The 19,414-nt window shown below is 69.8% G+C and carries 22 protein-coding genes; 4 read left to right on the forward strand and 18 right to left on the reverse strand.

Annotated features, from left to right (window positions below; translation table 11 throughout):
• Positions 1–62: 62 nt before the first annotated feature.
• From pheT to infC, 11 genes are all read right to left on the reverse strand, one after another.
• Positions 63–2,570 carry a phenylalanine--tRNA ligase subunit beta gene (gene pheT / locus ACSJDX_RS14075; protein WP_438353266.1) on the reverse strand — a complete coding sequence of 836 codons (2,508 nt, stop codon included), beginning with the start codon at positions 2,568–2,570 and terminating at the stop codon, positions 63–65.
• Positions 2,570–3,619, reverse strand: a complete 1,050-nt coding sequence (gene pheS, locus ACSJDX_RS14080) for a phenylalanine--tRNA ligase subunit alpha (protein WP_438353267.1) — start codon at positions 3,617–3,619, stop codon at positions 2,570–2,572. The genes pheT and pheS overlap by 1 nt, the downstream gene beginning before the upstream one ends.
• 54 nt (positions 3,620–3,673) lie before the next feature.
• Positions 3,674–4,588 (reverse strand): amino acid ABC transporter permease, encoded by a 915-nt coding sequence (locus ACSJDX_RS14085; RefSeq protein WP_438353268.1) that lies wholly within the window; start codon positions 4,586–4,588, stop codon positions 3,674–3,676.
• A complete protein-coding gene (locus ACSJDX_RS14090) occupies positions 4,585–5,235 on the reverse strand; it encodes an amino acid ABC transporter permease (RefSeq protein ID WP_438353269.1) in 651 nt (216 codons plus the stop codon). Before ACSJDX_RS14090 ends, ACSJDX_RS14085 begins: the two co-directional genes overlap by 4 nt.
• An 83-nt stretch (positions 5,236–5,318) precedes the next feature.
• Positions 5,319–6,239 (reverse strand): glutamate ABC transporter substrate-binding protein, encoded by a 921-nt coding sequence (locus ACSJDX_RS14095; RefSeq protein ID WP_438353270.1) that lies wholly within the window; start codon positions 6,237–6,239, stop codon positions 5,319–5,321.
• Positions 6,240–6,301: 62 nt separating this feature from the next.
• A complete protein-coding gene (locus ACSJDX_RS14100) occupies positions 6,302–7,084 on the reverse strand; it encodes an amino acid ABC transporter ATP-binding protein (RefSeq protein WP_438353271.1) in 783 nt (260 codons plus the stop codon).
• 51 nt (positions 7,085–7,135) lie between these two features.
• A complete protein-coding gene (locus ACSJDX_RS14105; protein ID WP_438353272.1) occupies positions 7,136–7,477 on the reverse strand; it encodes a hypothetical protein in 342 nt (113 codons plus the stop codon).
• A 110-nt stretch (positions 7,478–7,587) separates the two neighbouring features.
• Complete coding sequence (locus ACSJDX_RS14110; protein ID WP_438353273.1) at positions 7,588–8,388, reverse strand: TrmH family RNA methyltransferase; 801 nt, start codon at positions 8,386–8,388, stop codon at positions 7,588–7,590.
• 103 nt (positions 8,389–8,491) lie between these two features.
• A complete protein-coding gene (gene rplT, locus ACSJDX_RS14115; protein ID WP_438353274.1) occupies positions 8,492–8,875 on the reverse strand; it encodes a 50S ribosomal protein L20 in 384 nt (127 codons plus the stop codon).
• Positions 8,876–8,904: 29 nt separating this feature from the next.
• Positions 8,905–9,099 (reverse strand): 50S ribosomal protein L35, encoded by a 195-nt coding sequence (rpmI, locus tag ACSJDX_RS14120; protein ID WP_055968051.1) that lies wholly within the window; start codon positions 9,097–9,099, stop codon positions 8,905–8,907.
• Between the two features lie 70 nt (positions 9,100–9,169).
• Positions 9,170–9,832, reverse strand: coding sequence for a translation initiation factor IF-3 (infC, locus tag ACSJDX_RS14125; protein WP_438353275.1), 663 nt, complete (start codon positions 9,830–9,832; stop codon positions 9,170–9,172).
• Positions 9,833–10,129: 297 nt separating this feature from the next.
• Between infC and ACSJDX_RS14130 the strand changes: the two genes are divergently transcribed.
• Complete coding sequence (locus ACSJDX_RS14130) at positions 10,130–10,498, forward strand: DUF1844 domain-containing protein (protein ID WP_438354997.1); 369 nt, start codon at positions 10,130–10,132, stop codon at positions 10,496–10,498.
• Here ACSJDX_RS14130 and ACSJDX_RS14135 read toward each other — a convergent pair.
• Positions 10,491–11,960, reverse strand: a complete 1,470-nt coding sequence (locus ACSJDX_RS14135) for a CASTOR/POLLUX-related putative ion channel (protein WP_438353276.1) — start codon at positions 11,958–11,960, stop codon at positions 10,491–10,493. The genes ACSJDX_RS14130 and ACSJDX_RS14135 overlap by 8 nt on opposite strands.
• Positions 11,961–12,225: 265 nt before the next feature.
• Here ACSJDX_RS14135 and ACSJDX_RS14140 point away from each other — a divergent pair, with 265 nt between their 5' ends.
• The gene (locus ACSJDX_RS14140; RefSeq protein ID WP_438353277.1) at positions 12,226–12,396 is read left to right on the forward strand and encodes a hypothetical protein; all 171 of its coding nucleotides are present in this window, start codon (positions 12,226–12,228) and stop codon (positions 12,394–12,396) included.
• A gap of 222 nt (positions 12,397–12,618) precedes the next feature.
• Here ACSJDX_RS14140 and ACSJDX_RS14145 read toward each other — a convergent pair whose 3' ends face one another.
• From ACSJDX_RS14145 to ACSJDX_RS14170, 6 genes are read right to left on the reverse strand one after another with little or no spacing between them, the layout of a single operon-like run.
• Positions 12,619–13,407 (reverse strand): SseB family protein, encoded by a 789-nt coding sequence (locus tag ACSJDX_RS14145; RefSeq protein ID WP_438353278.1) that lies wholly within the window; start codon positions 13,405–13,407, stop codon positions 12,619–12,621.
• Entirely contained in the window at positions 13,391–14,137 is a 747-nt protein-coding gene (gene priA, locus ACSJDX_RS14150; RefSeq protein WP_438353279.1) for a bifunctional 1-(5-phosphoribosyl)-5-((5-phosphoribosylamino)methylideneamino)imidazole-4-carboxamide isomerase/phosphoribosylanthranilate isomerase PriA, read from the reverse strand. Before priA ends, ACSJDX_RS14145 begins: the two co-directional genes overlap by 17 nt.
• 55 nt (positions 14,138–14,192) lie before the next feature.
• On the reverse strand, positions 14,193–14,843 hold the full coding sequence (hisH, locus tag ACSJDX_RS14155; protein WP_438353280.1) for an imidazole glycerol phosphate synthase subunit HisH: 651 nt from the start codon (positions 14,841–14,843) through the stop codon (positions 14,193–14,195).
• Positions 14,840–15,454, reverse strand: coding sequence for an imidazoleglycerol-phosphate dehydratase HisB (hisB, locus tag ACSJDX_RS14160; protein WP_438353281.1), 615 nt, complete (start codon positions 15,452–15,454; stop codon positions 14,840–14,842). The genes hisH and hisB overlap by 4 nt, the downstream gene beginning before the upstream one ends.
• Positions 15,451–16,545, reverse strand: a complete 1,095-nt coding sequence (locus ACSJDX_RS14165) for a histidinol-phosphate transaminase (protein WP_438353282.1) — start codon at positions 16,543–16,545, stop codon at positions 15,451–15,453. Before ACSJDX_RS14165 ends, hisB begins: the two co-directional genes overlap by 4 nt.
• 53 nt (positions 16,546–16,598) lie before the next feature.
• A complete protein-coding gene (locus ACSJDX_RS14170) occupies positions 16,599–16,967 on the reverse strand; it encodes a LysM peptidoglycan-binding domain-containing protein (protein ID WP_438353283.1) in 369 nt (122 codons plus the stop codon).
• 258 nt (positions 16,968–17,225) lie between these two features.
• Here ACSJDX_RS14170 and lexA point away from each other — a divergent pair, with 258 nt between their 5' ends.
• Positions 17,226–17,918 (forward strand): transcriptional repressor LexA, encoded by a 693-nt coding sequence (gene lexA / locus ACSJDX_RS14175; protein ID WP_438353284.1) that lies wholly within the window; start codon positions 17,226–17,228, stop codon positions 17,916–17,918.
• An 80-nt stretch (positions 17,919–17,998) separates the two neighbouring features.
• Positions 17,999–19,387 carry a hypothetical protein gene (locus ACSJDX_RS14180; protein WP_438353285.1) on the forward strand — a complete coding sequence of 463 codons (1,389 nt, stop codon included), beginning with the start codon at positions 17,999–18,001 and terminating at the stop codon, positions 19,385–19,387.
• The last annotated feature ends 27 nt before the right edge of the window (positions 19,388–19,414 follow it).

A 19,414-nucleotide genomic window follows, 5' to 3' on the forward strand; every position in this document is an offset into this window, starting at 1 on the left:
CACATCAGGCACGCGGCGTCCGCGCGACCCGGTCCGCTCTCGGCGGATCCGGAACGAGGCGCCTACTCGCGGAGCGTCGCGCCGAAGCGGGTCGCCGCCAGCGCCACACCGGCCAGCTTCGACTCGGTCGCCTCGGCGGCCGTGAGCGTGCGATCGGGAGCGCGGAAGCGGAGCGCGAACGTGAGGCTCTTGCTGCCTTCCGGAACTCCGGAGCCGCGGTAGTCGTCGACCAGGCGGACAGCCTCCAGCAGCTCACCCGCACCGTCGACGAGCGCGGCGCTGAGGTCGGCGGCGGGCACCTCGACGGGCAGCACCAGCGAGACATCCTGCGTCGCCGCGGGATACCCCGAGAGGGATGCCGCGACCACGCGCTCGCCCGCGAGCGACAGCGTCAGATCCAGATCGAGCTCGGCGACCATCACGCGGCCGTGCAGGTCGGCGGCCTCGGCGACGGCCGGAAGCAGCTCGCCGACGTAGCCGACCTCGATGCCGTGCACCGACAGCACGCCCGCGCGTCCCGGGTGCAGCGCTGCGCGCTGCGTCTGGGCGACGTCGATCGTGACGCCCGCCGCCGCGGCGATCGTGCGCACCGCATCCAGAGCGTCGCCGAGCTCGGCGGGCACGGCCGGGTGCCCCGGCTGCTTGGCCGCCACGTTGCCGGTCAGCAGCACCGCGACGTGGCGGGGCTGCGGCGGGATCGCGTCATCGAGCGCGGCGAGGGTCGCCGCATCGGGACGTACCGCCAGCGGCGGCACCGAGTCGGTTCCGTACGCGACGCCGGGCGCGGGGGCGAAGACGACGCCCGTCTTGAACAGCGCCAGGTCGGTGAAGCCGCGCGAGACGTTGCGATGAGCCACGTCGAGGAGCGCCGGTACGAGCGAGCGCCGCAGGAACGGCGACTGGCCGTCGAGCGCATTGGCGAGCTTGATCGAGGGCAGGTGCTCCCCCGATGCCGACCCGTGCAGGTCGTTCGCGGCCTCGGTCGTGAAGGGGAACGACGGGGTCTCGACGTAGCCGGCCGCGGCGAGCGCGTTGGCGACGCGGCGGCGCCCCTGCTGCGCGAGCGTGAGGCCGCGCCCCGACGGCGGTGTGGGCAGGATCGACGGGATGCGGTCGTAGCCGCCGATGCGGGCGACCTCCTCGGCGAGCGTCCACTTGTCGGTGAGGTCGGGACGCCACGACGGCGGGATGACGGTCCAGCCCCCCTCGCCGTCGAGCACCTCGGCGCCGATCTTCTCCAACGACGCGACGATCTCCTCGGCGGTGTAGTGCACCCCGATCAGTCCGGGTACGAACCCCGTCGGCAGCGTGATGCCCGCGATCGACACCTCGGCATACAGCGCACCGCCGAGCTCGGGGTCGAGCGTCCCTCCGGCGTACTCGACCATGAGGTCGGCGACGCGGCGCGAGGCGGCGAACGGGATCAGCGGGTCGACGCCGCGTTCGAAGCGACGGGATGCCTCGGACGGCAGCTTGTGCCGACGGGCCGAGCGCGCGATCGTCACCGTGTCGAAGGTCGCCGCCTCGATCAGGACGTTGCGCGTGGCATCCGTCATCTCGGTCGTCGCCCCGCCCATGACGCCGGCCAGTCCGATCGGGCCGGACTCGTCGGTGATCAGCAGATCTTCGACATCGAGCGTGCGCACCTTGCCGTCGAGCGTCTCGAGCGTCTCGCCTGCCGTCGCGCGACGCACTGTGATCCCGCCCTGCAGGCGGTCGAGGTCGTAGCCGTGGGTCGGCTGGCCGAGCTCGAGCATCACGTAGTTGGTGATGTCGATGAGGATGCCGAGCGAGCGGATGCCCGCGAGGCTGAGCCGCGCGATCATCCAGGCCGGGGTCGGCTTGGTGGGGTCGACCCCGCGCACGACGCGGGCGACGAACTCGGTCGCGCCGACACGACCGCGTATGGGGGCGGCGTCGTCGACGGCGACCGGGAAGCCGGTGCCGGGATCGGTGTCGCCGCCCGCGCGCTCGGCGGGATCGCGGAACGCGGCGCCGGTGGCGTGCGAGTACTCACGCGCGACGCCGCGGACCGACAGGGCGTAGCCGCGGTCGGGGGTGACGTTGACGTCGATCGCGACGTCGTCGAGACCGAGGAGGGTGATCGCATCGGTGCCGACGGGCGCGTCGATGCCGAGCTCGACGAGGCGCAGGATGCCGTTGTGCTCCTCCCCCAGTCCGAGCTCCTTCGCCGAGGCGATCATGCCGTCGGAGACGTGCCCGTACGTCTTGCGGGCCGCGATCGGGAACGGCCCGGGCAGCACCGCGCCGGGCAGTGTCACCACGACCTTGTCTCCGGCGAAGAAGTTGCCCGCGCCGCACACGATGCCGCGCACCCCGCCGTGGTCGGGGCCGACGTCGACCTGGCACCACCGGATCGTCTTGCCGTTGGACTGCGGCTCGGGCTCGAACGAGACCACCTCGCCGACCACGATCGGCCCGGTGAGGTCGAACCGGTGGACGTCCTCCTCCTCGAATCCGACGCGCACGAGGTCGGCGAGCACGGCCTCGGGCGAGGCATCCGTCGGAAGGTCCACGTACTCGCGGAGCCAGGAGAGCGGAACCCGCATCAGACCACCATCCCGAACTGCTCGCTGAAGCGCACATCGCCCTCGGCCATGTCGCGCATGTCCTGCACGTCGCTGCGGAACATCAGGGTGCGCTCCACCCCCATGCCGAACGCGAAGCCCGAGTACTCCTCCGGGTCGATCCCCGCCGCGCGCAGCACGTTGGGGTTGACCATCCCGCAGCCGCCCCATTCGATCCAGCGCGCCCCGCCCTTGAACGTCGGGTGCCACAGGTCGAGCTCGGCGGACGGCTCGGTGAACGGGAAGTAGTTCGCGCGGAAGCGCGTCTTCGCCTCGGGCCCGAACAGCACGCGTGCGGCGTGGTCGAGGGTGCCCTTGAGGTGCGCCATCGTGATGCCCTTGTCGATCACGAGGCCCTCGAACTGGGTGAAGACCGGAAGGTGCGTCGCGTCGAACTCGTCGGTGCGGTAGACCCGCCCCGGGCACAGCACGTAGATCGGCAGATCGCGCTCGAGCATGGAGCGCACCTGCACGGGACTCGTGTGCGTGCGCATCACGAGGTGACGCGCGACCGGGTCGACGAAGAACGTGTCCTGCATCTGCCGAGCCGGGTGGTCGACGTCGAAGTTCAGCGCGTCGAAGTTGTACCACTCGTGCTCGAGCTCGGGACCTTCGGCGATCTCCCACCCCATGCCGACGAAGATGTCGGAGATCTGCTCCTGCAGGAGGGTCATGGGATGCCGCGCCCCCACGCGCGCCCGCGACGCCAGGGCGGTGATGTCCACACGCTCGGCCTCGAGCTTCGCGGCGGTCTCGGCCTGCGCGAGCTGCTCCTCGCGGGCGGCGAACGCCTGGTTCACCCGGCCGCGGGCCTGCCCGACGAGCTTGCCGAGCTCGGCCTTCTGCGCGGGGGCGACGTTGCGCAGCTGCGCATTGAGCTGCGCGAGCGGTGAGCCCTCTGCGCCGTGCTCCGCGCGCGCGGCCTTCAGCGCGGCCGTGTCGGCCGCAGCGTCGACGGCGGCGATCGCGGCGTGCACCGCGGCATCCACCGCCTCGGGCGTGATCGTGGGTGTTTCGGGAGCGTCGGACACGAGAATCGAGTCTACCGACGGGCGGATGCCGCATCCGCCCGTCGGCGCAGACGATCAGGCGCCGCCGCGGCCCGTCTTGTCGTCGCCGCGCTGGGTGACGAGCAGCTCCGTGTCGGTGCCCTCCTGCACCGGCAGGTTCGCCGCCGCGACAGCGGTGACCTTCGGCGACCGACGCGTGCGCTTCTCCACGACGTACGCGACGTACGACAGTGCGAGGCACATCGCGACGTAGATGATGCTGGCGATCAGAGCGGCCTGCACCAGAGGCGACCCGTACTCGCCGTTGGAGCCGAGGAGCCGCGCGAAGTACAGCAGCTCCGGGTAGGTGATGATGAAGCCGAGCGCGGTGTCCTTCAGCGTCACGACGAGCTGGGCGATGATGACCGGCATCATGGCCCGGATGGCCTGCGGGAACAGGACCAGGCGCATCACATTCGACTTGCGCAGACCGATCGCGTAGCCCGCCTCGCGCTGTCCCCGTGGCAGTGCCTCGACTCCGGCGCGGATGACCTCCGACAGCACGGAGCCGTTGTAGGCGATCAGTGCGATCACGACCGCCCAGTAGGACGACATCCTGATGCCGATGACCGGCAGCCCGTAATACAGCAGGAGCATGAAGACCAGCACCGGGACCGCGCGGAGGATCTCGACGATCCAGCTGACCGGCAGACGGACCCACGCGTGATCGGAGAGACGTCCGATGGCGAGCACGAACCCGAGGACCAGCGCACCGACGGCGGCCGCGGCGAATGCCGCGAGTGTCGCCAGCGTCGCCTCCCCGAACCGCACCCAGATGGCGCTGAACGTGAACACGTTCCACTTCGCGGCGGAGAACTGACCGGTGTCGATGAAGCGCCAGATGACGAAGGCGAACAGTGCCGCAACCACCACGAGCGTCAGCGCACCGAGGATGCGGTTGCGCAGCCGGGCGCGGGGACCGGGGAGGTCGTAGAGAACGGAGGAGCTCATCGCGCCACCTTCCACTTCTTCTCGGCCGCGCGCTGCAGCGCGGCCAGCAGGAGCACGAGGATCACGAAGATCACCATCACCAGGAGGATCGTGATGAGCTGGTTCTCGCCGTTCTCGCTCATCGCCGCACGGATGGTGCCGAGGTTGACCACCGCGAAACCGGCGGCGACGGTCGTGTTCTTCAACAAGGCGATGAACACGTTCATCATCGGGGGGATCACCGACCGCGTCGCCTGAGGCAGGACGATCAGCGACATCACCTGTCCGAAGGTCAGCCCGAGAGCACGCGCCGCTTCGGCCTGGCCGACCGGCACGGTGTTGATTCCCGACCGGATGGTCTCGGCCACGTACGTCGCCGTGTAGACGCCGAGACCGCACACGGCGAGCGCGAGGAAGCTGCCGCGCGGGACGTCGAACAGGAGCGGCACGCAGAACGCGAAGAAGAACAGCACCAGCGTCAGCGGAGTGTTGCGCACCCAGTTGACGTAGACGGCTCCCACGGCCCGCGCGATGGGCACGGGCGACACCCTCATCGCCGCGACGATGAAGCCGAGGACGAGCGCGATGAGGCCACCGCCGACGAACAGCACGAGGGTCCCCCACAGCGCCTGCAGCCACAGGTCTGGGTAGTCGAAGATCTGATTCACCGCATGCGGTCCGTTCTGTCTCTTCCGGCTTCGATGGCGATGTCGGTGCGGGCGGCGGCATGCCGCCACCCGCACCGCGTCGATCAGCTCGCGGGATCGACCTTCGGCTGCTCACCTGCGACGCCGGACGCGCCGAGGTTCTTCTCGAAGATCGCCTGCCAGGTCGATCCGCCGTCGGTGAACATGGTGTTCACGAACCCCTGGAAGGCGGTGTCGCCCTTGGCGATCCCGACGCCGTAGCGCTCCTCGCTGAACGGGCCACCCGCGATCTTGAGCTTGTCGGGGTCCTGAGCCGCGTAGCCGATCAGGATCGCCTCGTCGGTCGTGACGGCATCGACCTCGCCGTTCTTGAGCTTCTCCACGCACTGCGAGTAGGTGTCGAACTCGACGACCTTCGCGGGAGTCTGCTCACGGATGCGCTGAATCGGGGTGGATCCGGTCACCGAGCACACGGTCGTCTCGGCGGTCAGCGTGTCCTTGCCCGTGATGGTGGTGTTGTCGGCGGCCACCAGGAGGCCCTGCCCGGTGAGGAAGTAGGGCCCGGCGAAGGAGATCGACTCCTTGCGCTTGTCGGTGATCGAATAGGTGCCGACGTAGTAGTCGATGTCGCCGTTGATGATGGCCTGCTCGCGGTTGGCCGACGGGATGGCCTTGAACTCCACCTTCGACGCGTCGGCCGGGTCGTAGCCGAGGGAGGCAGCGATCCAGCGCGCCACGTCGACGTCGAAGCCCTTGCGCTCGCCCGTCACCGGGTCGAGGTAGCCGAGACCGGGCTGGTCCTCCTTGACGCCGACCACGATCTTGCCGGCCGACTTGATCTTGTCGAAGGTCGGGCTGCCGGTGATGGTCACGCCGGTGGCGACGGCGCCCCAGACGGGTCCGGCGTCGCTGGCGCCCGCAGAGCCGGCTCCGGATGAGGTGGGGGTGCCGCTGTTGCAGGCGGTGAGGGCGAGGGTCGCGGCGGCCGCGAGGCCGAGCGCCGCGAGCAGTCGTGTCTTGCGCATGTGATCACTCCGTTTCGTATGGGTCGTTCGTTCCGCCGCGCCGGTGCAAGGGCGCGGACGCTCTAGTGGGTCAGCAGCTTCGAGAGGAAGTCCTTCGCGCGATCGCTCTTCGGGTTCGTGAAGAACTCCTCCGGCGTGGCTTCCTCCACGATCTGGCCGTCGGCCATGAAGACGACGCGATCGGCGGCCTTGCGGGCGAAGCCCATCTCATGGGTGACGACGATCATCGTCATGCCGTCCTTCGCGAGGCCGACCATGACGTCGAGGACCTCGTTGATCATCTCGGGGTCGAGTGCGCTCGTGGGCTCGTCGAACAGCATCACCTTGGGGTTCATGGCCAGGGCGCGCGCGATCGCGACGCGCTGCTGCTGACCACCCGACAGCTGCGCCGGAAGCTTCGACGCCTGCTGCCCGACCCCGACGCGGTCGAGCAGTGTCTTGGCCTCGCGCTCGGCATCCGCCTTCTTCATCCCGCGCACCTTGATGGGCCCGAGTGTGACGTTGTCGAGGATCGTGAGGTGGGCGAACAGGTTGAACGACTGGAACACCATGCCGACGTCGGCGCGCAGCTGCGCGAGCGCCTTGCCCTCCTTCGGCAGCTCCTTCCCGTCGATCGTGATCGTGCCGCTCGTGATCGTCTCGAGCCGGTTGATCGTGCGGCACAGCGTCGACTTCCCGGAGCCCGAGGGGCCGATCACGACCACCACCTCGCCCGAGCGAACGGTGAGGTCGATGTCTTTCAGAGCCTGGAAGTCGCCGTAGTGCTTCTGCACGTCGGAGATCACGACGAGGGGCGCACCGGCGGGGGCCGCGGCCTCCGTCGGCGTTGAGTCGGAGGTCACCATCACTCCACGCTAGGGATCTCCTATGCGGTTACCAAGGGATTGACGGCTCTTTCACCGACCTGTAACAGAAATGGAATGCGCGGGGTCGGTCGTCGCGGGCTTCGCCGAGAGGCTCTTCCGTCTGCGCGGGGCCCGTCGCGGGGCGGCCGTTCGCGAGGCCGGGCGAGCGGTGTTGACCAGCGCCAGACCGCCCACCGGGATCGCCAGGTACGCCAGCACGGCGATGGTCGCCGACAGGGCGTCGGGCTGCGAGATGTGCACCGAGGCCAGCCCCACCTGGATCGAGGTGGTCACGATGCACGAGATCACGTACGTGCCGTAGATCGCCCGGCGGGCGCGATTGTTGCGGATGACGTTGCCCAGATCCCGACCGGGCACCTGCGTGTTGCTCATATCCGACCCTTCCGAGACGGGGAGGAGTGAACGGTGATCGTCGCGTTCCGGCGGTCATCGCCAGGAAGGAGGATGCCGCGGCATCCCTGATACGTCGGGACGCGCCCCGCTCAGATCTCGGCGCGCTGCGCGAAGGCCGTCTCGTAGAGGCACACGCTGGCGGCCGTGGCGAGGTTGAGGGACTCGGCACTGCCGTAGATCGGCAGCCGCAGTGACAGGTCGGCGATCGCGAGCGCGTCCTCCCCCAGTCCGTGCGCCTCGTTGCCGAAGACCCACGCGGTGGGCTGGGCGAGCAGCGCCCGGGCCGCGAGGAAGTCGGTGCCGCCCACGTCGGCGGCGACCACCCGCATCCCCGCCGCCCGCGCCAGCTGCGCGACGGTCTCGAGTTCGGCGCCGATCGCGATCGGGAGGTGGAACAGCGACCCCGTCGTCGAGCGCACCACCTTGGGGTTGTAGGGGTCGACCGTGCGGCCGGTGAGCACGACCGCATCGGCTCCCGCGGCATCCGCGGCCCGGATGATGGTGCCGAGGTTGCCCGGGTCGCGCACCTCTTCGCAGATGGCGACCAGCCGCGGGGCGGCTGCGAACACCTCGCGCGCCGAGGTCGGCGACTGCCTCGCGACCCCGACGATCCCCTGCGGGGTGACGGTGTCGGCCATCGCGTCGAGCACGGCCTCGGTGGTGAACTCCACCTCGATGCCCGCCGCGCGCGCGGCGTCGCGGATATCGGCGTGCCGCTCCATGGCCGTCGGGGTCGCGAACAGCTCGACGAGCGTCTCGGCACGGTAGGCCAGCACCTCGCGCGCGGCCTGAGGGCCTTCGAGCAGGAACAGCCCGGTCTCTTCACGGGCGCTGCGCTTGGTCAGCTTCGCGACGGCGCGGACGCGCGGCGATCGCGGATTCTCCAGCACATGTCCATTTTGGCACGCGTCACCACGGGTACGCGTGTCCGCGCATGCGAAAGGGCGTCCATCCCGGGGGATGGACGCCCTTTCGGAACTCGGATGCCGCGTGTCAGGCGGTCTTCGCCGCGTTCACGTCGGTCGGCAGCGCGGCCTTCGCCGTGGCCACGAGCGAGGCGAAGGTCGCCGGCTCGTTGACCGCCAGCTCGGCCAGCATGCGACGGTCGACCTGCACGCCCGCGAGGCCGAGGCCCTGGATGAAGCGGTTGTAGGTGACGCCGTTCTGGCGCGCGGCGGCGTTGATGCGCTGGATCCACAGACGACGGAAGTCGCCCTTGCGCTTGCGACGGTCACGGTACGCGTAGACGAGCGAGTGGGTGACCTGCTCCTTCGCCTTGCGGTACAGGCGCGAACGCTGTCCGCGGTAACCGGAGGCGCGCTCGAGGATGACGCGACGCTTCTTGTGGGCGTTGACCGCCCGCTTGACTCTAGCCATTTCTCAGTATTCCTATTCGTGCGTCGGGCTCAGAGGCCGAGGAGCTTCTTGGCCTGCTTGGCGTCACCCGGAGCCAGGACCTGCTCCTGGTTGAGGCGACGGGTGCGGCGGCTCGACTTGCCCTCGAGGTTGTGACGCATGCCCGCCTGCTGCTTCATCAGCTTTCCGCTGCCGGTCAGCTTGAAGCGCTTCTTGGCACCCGAGTGGGTCTTCTGCTTCGGCATCTCTTCTTCCTTCGTTTCACTTCCCGCCACGGCGGGAGTCGGTGTCCCGCGGTGCGGGAGTTCGTGGGTCCTACTCGGCGGTCGCCGGTTCGGATGCGGCGTCGACCGTCTCGGCCTCGCCGGACGGGTTGGTCCCGGTCTTCGCAGAACGGGCGGCCTCCTTGTTGGCGGCGCGCTGGGCGTTCTGCTCGGTCTTCACCTCGGACTTGTTCTTGTGCGGGGCGACCACCATGACCATGTTGCGTCCGTCGATCGTGGGGTTGGACTCCACGGTGCCGAACTCGGCCACGTCCTCGGCGAACTTGCGGAGGAGGCGCACACCCTGCTCGGGCCGCGACTGCTCGCGACCGCGGAACAGGATCATCGCCTTGACCTTGTCTCCGGACTGGAGGAAGCCCTCGGCGCGCTTGAGCTTGGTTATGTAGTCGTGGGCCTCGATCTTCAGACGGAACCGGACCTCCTTGAGGACGGTGTTCGCCTGATTGCGACGCGCTTCCTTGGCCTTCTGCGCAGCCTCGTACTTGAACTTGCCGTAGTCCATGATCTTGACCACGGGGGGCTTCGAGTTCGGGGCCACCTCGACGAGATCGAGGTCGGCCTCCTGGGCCAGGCGCAGTGCCACCTCGATGCGGACGACGCCGACCTGCTCACCCGCGGGACCCACGAGGCGGACCTCGGGGACGCGGATGCGGTCGTTGGTGCGGGGATCGCTGATGCGGAACTCCTCTTTCATACGGATATGACCACTGCGGTGCACGGTGTGCCTCGCAGGTGCGAGAGGGGCATTCCACCCGGCGCGACGCGCGAGCGCCGGCTCTGCACCCTGTTCGTCTGCGCGGAAGCGTCCGCGCAGACCTGCCCCGATCCGGAGCGGAGTGCGTGACCCGGTAGCCTGGAGCGGCAAGCGCGGGTGGGATGTGATCCTCTTGCGATCCGGAGCAGAACACTCCGGAGACCCGATGAGTCTAACAGAGAGAACGACGTGCACACGATTCCCGGCAATGACGGCCCGCTTCCGACCGACGACGAGGTGGATGCTGCGCGTCAGGCCCGCTGGGAGGAGCAGGAGCGTGCGGCCTCGGCCGCCAGCCGCGACATCGCGGATGTGCCCGCGGTCGAGGTCATCACCACCGCCTCCGTGCACCTGATGAGCGCCGCTGCGGTCAAGGTCGGCCTCGCCGACGACCCGTCCACCCAGCTCGACCTCGACGAGGCGCGCAAGCTGATCAACGCCCTGGCCGGGCTCATCACCGCCGGCGCGCCGGAGATCAGCGACATGCACGCCCGGTCGCTGCGCGACGGCCTGCGATCGCTGCAGCTGGCGTTCCGCGAGGCATCCGTCATCCCCGATCCCATCGGCAAGGGCCCCGGCGAGAAGTGGACCGGCCCGGTCACCTGACCACGCGGATGGAGGACGCAGCGTCGGCCTGCACCGCGCCGCGACCGACGGCGGCGTGTTCTGCGAGCACGATGATCTCGTCGTCGATCGTGTAGGTACGCCGATCGCCGAGGGCGGGATTCACGTGCACCCCGTACCGTGCGGACCGGACATGCGCTTCTCCCGCGACGCGGTAGCCGATCGCCGTTTCGCCGCGCTGCGATGCCGCCAAAATGATCGTGGCGAAGTCGACCTCCATGTCGGGACCGACGTACAGGGCCGCGGGGCGCAGATAGATCTCCGTTCCCGTGCTGGAGAAGAGCTCGTTGAACACCGCGGTCAGCCTCCCGTTCTCGCTGATCTGCGACAGCATGAGGCTGATCAGCCGATCGCTCACGATGAAGTCGTCCGCGCGGGTGACTTCGGCGAGTTCGCGATTGCGGTCGTCCAGCATCTCGCTGACGATGTTCAGACGCACTTTCAGCCGATCTGCGATATCGCGGACGTGCAGCAGGGTCACCAGCGTCTTCGCGTCAGCCGCCTGTGCTGCGAGCCGGTCGCGATAGGCGAGGACCCCGACGTGGTCGAAGCGGGTGATGTCCATGGCCTCGAGCGCCGCGCGGCTGGTGGTGTCGATCCGCACGAAGGTGAGGTCCAGACCCTCGGGCACGCGAACGGCCGGGTCCGGGACATCGGCGGCCACGCATACGGTGGAGCCCGGCGCGACGTACTCTGCTAGCTCGTCGACGATCATCTGCAGACTCGGATTGCATCCCAGGATGAGCGTGTGCTCCGGTTTTGCGGACTCGGCGACGATGTGGCTGATCGCTGAAGCGTCGCCGATCATGGGCTCGCTCGCACGCACCAGTGAGTCGTCCCCGGCGAGCACGATGATCTGATCCTCCTCGTGCAGCATCTCGCCCGCACGAGGATTGAGGAGCACGGCGCCGCCGCGCTCGATACCGAGGACGATCGCGCCCGCGAAGCGCAACTGGACGTCGGAATAGGCGAGTCCTGCGAAATGCGGCTGGTGGGTGAAGTAGATCTCGTCGCCGGCGAAGTCGAGCAGCTCGGTGTAGACGGCGCTGAGCCCACGCTGACGGGCGGTCTGCACCGTCATTCGCGTGATCAGCTCACCCGCAAGCAGCCACTGCGCACGACCGTCGCCGAGCAGCCGCGCGGCCTCGAGATTGCGGCGGTCCCGCAGGGCGGCGACGATCCGCGGCCCGTCGGCGTCGGCGAGGTCGGCGCCATGCGTCAGTGCCAGCGCCGTCTTGATGACGATCGCATCGGGGTCGTCCGCATCGTCCGGAGGAAGGATGATCACGCTCCGCGCCGACTGGGGACTGACCATCTGGAGGTCCAGCATGGACATCGGGTCACCGCTGCGACACACGATCCGCGTGCGACCCGGCTGCGGAACGTGCTGGCGGATCGTCTCCTCCATCTCGATCTTGTCGCGATCAGCCAGGATGACGATCACCCCGCGACGACGCGACTCGTTCGCGATGCTCAGCTCGGAGACGATGGGCAGGAGTTTGCCGCTCCAGCCGAGGATCAGAGTGTGATCGCGCTCGAGAACCCGGGAACGACCCTTCCGAAGGTCCGCCATCTTGCTGTCGAACGCGCCCGAGACGATGCCGATCAGACTGGCCACGATGATGAGACCGCCGATCGTGACGACGAGCATGAGGAAGCGGAAGCCCCATCCCGTGTCGCCGCCCATCGTCCCCGGATCGAGGGTGCGCATGAGATTCCCCCACACGATGTCCCAGAAGTCGGCGCTGTCGCCGTTGTCGGGGAACGCATGGAAGACGATGGCGATCGCCGCGAGGACGAAGACGAACACCACCGTCGCCGCCCCCAGCAGCGTCATCATCGCGATGGTGCCGCGCGACATCCAGTTGTCGAATCCGTAACGCGCGCGAGCGCGCCAATCAGCCCCGTGCATCCCCGCCCCCATACTGCGTGCAACCCTGCGACGCGTCGTTCCCGGTGCCACACCCTAACGTGCGAAACGCCCCACGCCCAAGGGCGACGCCGCGGACGCACCGTCCCCGTCCCCTCCTTCGCGGCGACTGAGAGATGTCACGCTCTGCCGACTTAGCGGCGAAATTCCTTAAGCCTCGCCAGTCAGTCAGTCAGGCGGAGCGGACGAGCTTGACCGTGAGCGAATCGACCAGCACGGCGATGCGGTCGTCGGCCGCCCAGCGGCGTGCGAGGCGCTGCAGGACCGTGTCGAGCTCGGACTGATCGAGCCCCTCGATGAGCTCGAGCCGCACGACGAGCTCGGGACCGCGCAGACGTGCGGTCGGGTCGCCGGGCATCACGGCGAGGTCGAGCACCGCCAGTTCGGCGGCGACGCTCGCCTGCAGAGCGGTGAACACCTCGGGCGAGGCGAACGCGGGCTCCCAGGCGTGACCCTGCCCGATCGCCCACACCGCGGGACGCCGCAGCACGAACTCGGTGTCCGAGCCCGGGTCGATCACGATCAGGTCGGTGTCGTCGGCGGCCGCAGCGAGCGCGGTGCGCACCCCTTCCGCGGGCACCGGGCGGGCCGCGGCATCCCATGCCTGAAGCGTCTGCACCGACGTGAACACCGGCAGCACGCGCCGTCCGTCGGGGGCGGCGACGGTGACGATCGACAGCTCCTGGGTCTTGTCGACCTCGAGACCGTGGGCTCCGATGCCCGCGTCGCCCTTCTCTGCCAGCAGCGGGATCAGCAGTCGCGCGGCGCGGTACGCGTCGACGACGGATGCCTCGGAGCCGCCACCCGCGCGGAACGCCGTGAGCGCTGCGAGCAGGGCCGGGTCAGCGGTGCCGTCGTCACCGGAGTGCGGGTTGGGGCTGAACGAGCGCCCCTCCCACGGGACCCCCGCCGAATCGGCGGGGTGCCCGTGAGCGGCGTGCGGATCAGTGTCCGGCGACATCCAGTGCCTCGGCCAGAGTGAAGGCTCCGGCATAGAGCGCCTTGCCGACGATCGCGCCCTCGACGCCGAGCGGAACGAGCTCGCGCAGAGCGGCGATGTCGTCGAGGCTCGAGATGCCGCCCGAGGCGACGACGGGCTTGGGGGTGCGCTCGGTCATCTGACGCAGGAGGTCGACGTTCGGGCCCTGCAGCGTGCCGTCCTTCGTGACGTCGGTGACGACGTAGCGGCTGCACCCCGCGGCCTCGAGACGGTCGAGGACCGTCCACAGGTCGCCGCCGTCGCGCGTCCATCCTCGCGCGGCGAGCGTCGTGCCGCGTACGTCGAGGCCGACGGCGATCTGGTCGCCGTAGCGGCCGATGACGTCGGCGGCCCACTCCGGGTTCTCGAGCGCCGCGGTGCCGAGGTTGATGCGCGCGGCGCCGCTGTCGAGGGCGGCCTCGAGCGACGCGTCGTCGCGGATGCCGCCGGACAGCTCGACCTGCACGCCCTTGACCTGCTTGATGGCCTTGCGGAGCACGGCGGCGTTGCTGCCGCGCCCGAACGCAGCGTCGAGATCGACGAGGTGGATCCACTGCGCGCCCTGACGAGCCCAGGCGAGAGCCGCGTCCACCGGGTCGCCGTAGCTGGTCTCGGTGCCCGCCTCACCCTGTGTGAGACGGACGGCCTTGCCGTCGGCGACATCGACCGCGGGGAGGAGGATCAGCTCGGGCGTGGACGCGAAATCGTTCATGGCTCACATCGGGATCGGGGACCACGCGACGGAATCGCGCGCGGGAGGCACGAGGTCAGAGCGTAGCCGCGCCGAGGCCGCCGATCCAATTGGACAGCAGGCGGATGCCGGCGTCGCCGGACTTCTCGGGATGGAACTGCGTCGCCGACAGCGGACCGTTCTCGACGGCGGCGAGGAACGGTCCCCCGTAGGTGCACCACGTGAGCGCCGGCTCGGCGAAGGGACGCTGCACCTCGAGACTCCACTTCTGTGCCGCGAACGAGTGCACGAAGTAGAACCGCTCCTGCTCGATGCCGGCGAAGAGCCGCGAACCCTCGCCCGCCTCGACGGTGTTCCAGCCCATGTGCGGAAGCACCGGGGCGTCGAGCTCGGTGACGACGCCCGGCCACTCCCCCAGCCCCTCGGTGTCGACGCCGCGCTCGACGCCGAGCTCGAACAGCACCTGCATGCCGACGCAGATGCCCAGCACCGGACGGCCTCCGGCGAGCCGGCGGTCGATCAGCTCGTCGCCGCGGCTGGCCCGCAGCGCCTCCATCACGGCGCGGAATGCACCGACGCCGGGGACCACCAGTCCGTCGGCGTCCATGATCAGCCCGCGATCGGAGGTCAGGCGCGCGTCCGCACCCGCCGCCGCGAGCGCCTTGACAGCGGAGTGCACGTTGCCCGATCCGTAGTCGAGCACCGCGACCAGCGGAGCATCGGTCACAGGGCGCCCTTGGTGCTGGGGATGCCCTCGACCAGGGGATCGAGCGCCTTCGCCTGCCGGAAGGCCCGGGCGAGCGCCTTGTACTCCGCCTCCGCGATGTGGTGCGGGTCGCGACCCGCCAGCACCCGTACGTGCACCGTGGCGAGCGAGTGGAACGAGATCGCCTCGAACGTGTGCCGCACGAGCGACCCGGTGAAGTGCCCCCCGATGAGGTGCATCTCGAATCCGGCCGGCTCCCCCTCGTGCACGAGGTAGGGGCGACCGCTGAGGTCGACCACCGCCTGTGCGAGCGCCTCGTCGAGGGGCACGAGCGCGTCGCCGTACCGCGAGATGCCCGCCTTGTCGCCCAGCGCCTCGCGGATGGCGTCGCCGAGCACGATCGCGACGTCTTCGACGGTGTGGTGCGCGTCGATGTGGGTGTCGCCGGATGCGCGCACCGTCAGATCGGTGAGCGAGTGCTTCGCGAACGCGGTGAGCAGGTGGTCGAAGAACGGCACCGTGGTGTCGATGTGGCTCGCACCCGTGCCGTCGAGGTCGAGGGTCAGCTCGACGGTCGATTCGCTGGTGGTGCGACGCAGCGACGCCGTCCGGTGGTCGGCGGGGCGGGTCATGAGGCCGAGTCTATCGAGGCGAGCGCGTCGAGGAACGCGGTCGTCTCGGCCTCGGTGCCGGCCGTCACCCGCAGGTGGCCGGGGATGCCGATGTCGCGGATGAGCACGCCGCGGTCGTACAGCGCACGCCAGGTCGCGGCGGGGTCGGCGACCCCGCCGAACAGCACGAAGTTGGCCCAGGACTCGTAGGGCTGATACCCGAGCGCCGCCACGGTCGCGGAGATGCGCTCGCGCTGCACGATGATCTCGTCCACCATCCCGAGCATCGTCGCGGCGTGACCGAGCGCCGCGGTCGCAGCGGCCTGCGTGAGCGCGCTCAGGTGATACGGCAGGCGCACCAGTCGCAGAGCGTCGATCACCCCCGGGTCGGCGGCGAGGTATCCGACGCGGGCACCGGCGAAGGCGAACGCCTTGCTCATGGTGCGCGAGACGATCAGCCGCTCGCGGCCGGGCAGAAGCGTCAGCGCGGAACGCTCGTCGCGTGGGGCGAACTCGACGTACGCCTCGTCGACGATCACGATGCCGGGTGCCGCGTCGTACACGGCCTCGATCACGTCGAGCCTCATCGGGGTTCCGGTGGGATTGTTCGGTGCGCACAGGAACACGACGTCGGGTGCCGCGTCGGCGACCTGGGATGCCGCGTCGTCGGGGGTGGTGGTGAAGTCGTGGCCGCGCGTCCCCCCGATCCAGGCAGCTCCTGTTCCCCGGGTCAGGAGCGGGTACATGGAGTACGTCGGCGCGAACCCGAACGCCGTGCGCCCGGGACCGCCGAACGCCTGCAGCACGTGCTGGAGCACCTCGTTCGAGCCGTTCCCCGCCCAGATCTGATCGCGCGTGAGCCCGTGGCCGAGGTAGTCGGCGAAGGCCTCGCGCAGCGAGGTGAACTCGCGGTCGGGATAGCGGTTCACGTCGCGCAGGGCGAGGGCGACGGCATCCAGGATGTCGTCGGCGACCTCTTGCGGCACCGGGTGGGTGTTCTCGTTGACGTTGAGGGCCACCGGCAGCGGCGCTTGCGGGGCACCGTACTGCGTCATCCCGCGCAGATCGTCGCGGATGGGCAGGTCTTCGAGACGGGCACTCACCCGTCCCATCGTAGAGCCGAGCACCGAGCCCTCCGCGCGGGGACCGACTCGCCGCTCGCGCGTCAGTGGCCCTGCGTGTACTCCGTCGGCACGGAGACACGCTGACCCGCCGTGAGGCCGGCGCTGGGGAGCGCGTTCAGCCGCTGGATCGCCGACACCACCTCGCGGGGGTCGGCCTGCGGAGCGACCTCCTGCGCGATCGTCCACAGCGAGTCGCCCGCCATGACGGTCACGGTCTGGAACGTGCCCGCCGGGGCGCCCTGGTCGCCGGACGCCAGCGCCGAGGAGCCGCCGATGACCGCGAGAGCCAGGGCGACCACGGCGGGGAAGGCGGCGATCGTGGCCAGCGCACGCCGACCGCGCACCGTGAGCCGCAGACGCGTGGTGCGACGGGGGGCGACAGTGGCGTTCGCGAAGGCGATGGTGGTCATGGCTCCTCCTGAGGTGGGGGAAGGTTCGCATCCCGCCCTCGGCTGGGAGGGGGGGGATGAGAATCTCTATTCCGAAGTTATCTTCGAGTCTGTAGGTTGTCAAGAGCGGGTCTTCGAACAGATCCTTCGAACACGACACGCGAGCGATCTGCGGGCCGCGACGGGATCCTGCGGATACCGTTTCGATACGAGCACCCCATCACCGACCTCCGACATTCGAAGACCGATCCGGAGCAGAGTGGGACAGGAGACAGGCACATGACCGAGCCGACACCGGCCGACGGCGCTCGCGAGAAGCCGCAGACGCGACGACGCAAGAGCCTCAGCGACAAGCAGCTCGCGATCCTCGAGGTGATCCAGCGGTCGATCGCACGCCACGGCTACCCGCCGAGCATGCGCGAGATCGGCGACGCCGTGGGGCTCAAGTCGCTCTCCAGCGTCACCCATCAGCTCAACCAGCTCGAGCTGAGCGGCTACCTGCGACGCGACCCGGGCAAGACCCGCGCCATGGAGGTGCTCATCGATCTGCCCGGCATGTCCGGCGAGAACCCGGCCGACACCGCGCCCGCCGTCGGCGACGCGGCGATGGTCCCCCTCGTCGGACGCATCGCCGCCGGGGTGCCGATCACGGCCGATCAGCAGGTCGAGGAGATCTTCCCGCTCCCCCGCCAGCTCGTCGGCAAGGGCGACCTCTTCATGCTGAAGGTCGCCGGAGAGTCGATGATCGACGCCGCCATCTGCGACGGCGACTGGGTGGTGGTCCGCTCCCAGCCCGACGCCGAGAACGGCGACATCGTCGCGGCGATGCTCGACGGCGAAGCGACGGTCAAGGCGTTCCGCCGTCGCGACGGTCACACCTGGCTCCTCCCTCGCAACTCGGCGTTCGAGCCGATCCTCGGCGACGAGGCGGTCGTGCTCGGCAAGGTCGTCGCCGTCCTCCGCGCGGTCTGATCGACACCCGCTCGCACACCCGACGGCGGTGAGGGCACGCCGCTCCCGCCGCGGCGTGCGGATCGGGCCAGAATGGCGGCATGACCGCAGCCCCCGACTCGACGGCGCTCATCGCCCGCGTGCGCGAACTCGAATCGGAGAACGCCCGATCGGTCGCTCGCTCCTCGTCCCGCAGGAGATGGCGTGCGCCGGTGTCGGCGCTCGTCCTGGTGCTGGCCGCGCTTCTCGTGCCCGTCGCGATCGTCACCGCGTGGGCGCGCATCCAGCTCGTCGACGAGGACGCGTTCGTGGCGACGCTCGCGCCGCTGGCGGCCGATCCTGCCGTTCAGGACATGGTCATCGACGAGACGATGACGGCGATCGATGCTCAGGTGGACTTCTCCGGGCTCACCGCCACCGTCTTCGACGGCATCGCCGGTCTCGGCCTGCCCCCCGCCGCGACCAATGCTCTCGGGCTGCTGCAGGCGCCCGCGGCGAGCGGGCTGCGGTCTCTCACCGCCGGCGCCGTCGCCGGGTTCGTGCAGTCGGACGCCTTCGCCGACGTCTGGGCCACCACGACGCGCGCCGTCCACCGCGCGCTCACCCTGGCGGCCACCTCCGACGGCGGCGGGCTCGTCGTGCGCACCTCGGACGGCATCGGCATCCAGCTGGGCACGATCGTCGCGCAGGTGAAGCAGAACCTGCTCGACGGCGGGGTGGGCGCCGCTCAGCTGATCCCCACCGTCGACCGCGTCATCGTGCTCGGCGACGGACGCACCCTCGATTCCGTGCGCACCGGCCACGCGATCGCGACGGTCACAGGGTGGTGGATGCCGGTGGCCGCCCTGGCCCTGCTCGGCGCCGGCATCCTCGTCGCCCGTCGCCGCGCTGTGGGCGTCACCGGCGCCGGGACCGCTCTCGCCGTCGGATCGGGCGCGCTCGTCGCGCTCCTCGCGGTCGGCGGTGCACTGGCGGGCGGCTTCGCCGGCGGGCTCGGGGTGTCGCCGGCGGGCGTGGAAGCGGTCTACGGCCGGCTCGTGGCCGCGATGTCGGGGACCGCGGTCGTCCTGTGCCTGCTGGGTGCCTTCGTCGCCGCGCTCGGGATCCTCATGGGAAGCTCCAGACTCGCAGTGGCCGTGCGCGGGCTCGTGCGGACCGGGAACGCGACCGTGCGGCGCATGCTCGCCGATCACGGGCTCGACACCGGTCGATTCGGCGGATGGCTCGCCCGGCGCCGAGTGGTCGTGCGCATCGTCATCGTCGTGCTCGCGGTGCTGTGGATGTTCTTCCTGCGTCCGCTGACGGCCGCCGACGTGGCCGCGGTCGTGATGGTGGCGGGCGCGCTCGCCTGGGTGCTCGAGCTGCTGCAGCGGCGTGACGCGGAGCGACCGGACGATCTCGATGACGACACGGCGCCCGGCCCCGAGCTCGGGCCCGATGACGACACGGTGACGGGTGCCGCCTCCGGGTCCGACCGCCCTCTAGCCTGACAGGACACCTCGAGAGAGCGAGCGACG

Source organism: Microbacterium fluminis (genome assembly GCF_051549805.1).
In the GTDB taxonomy this organism is placed as follows: Bacteria; Actinomycetota; Actinomycetes; order Actinomycetales; family Microbacteriaceae; genus Microbacterium.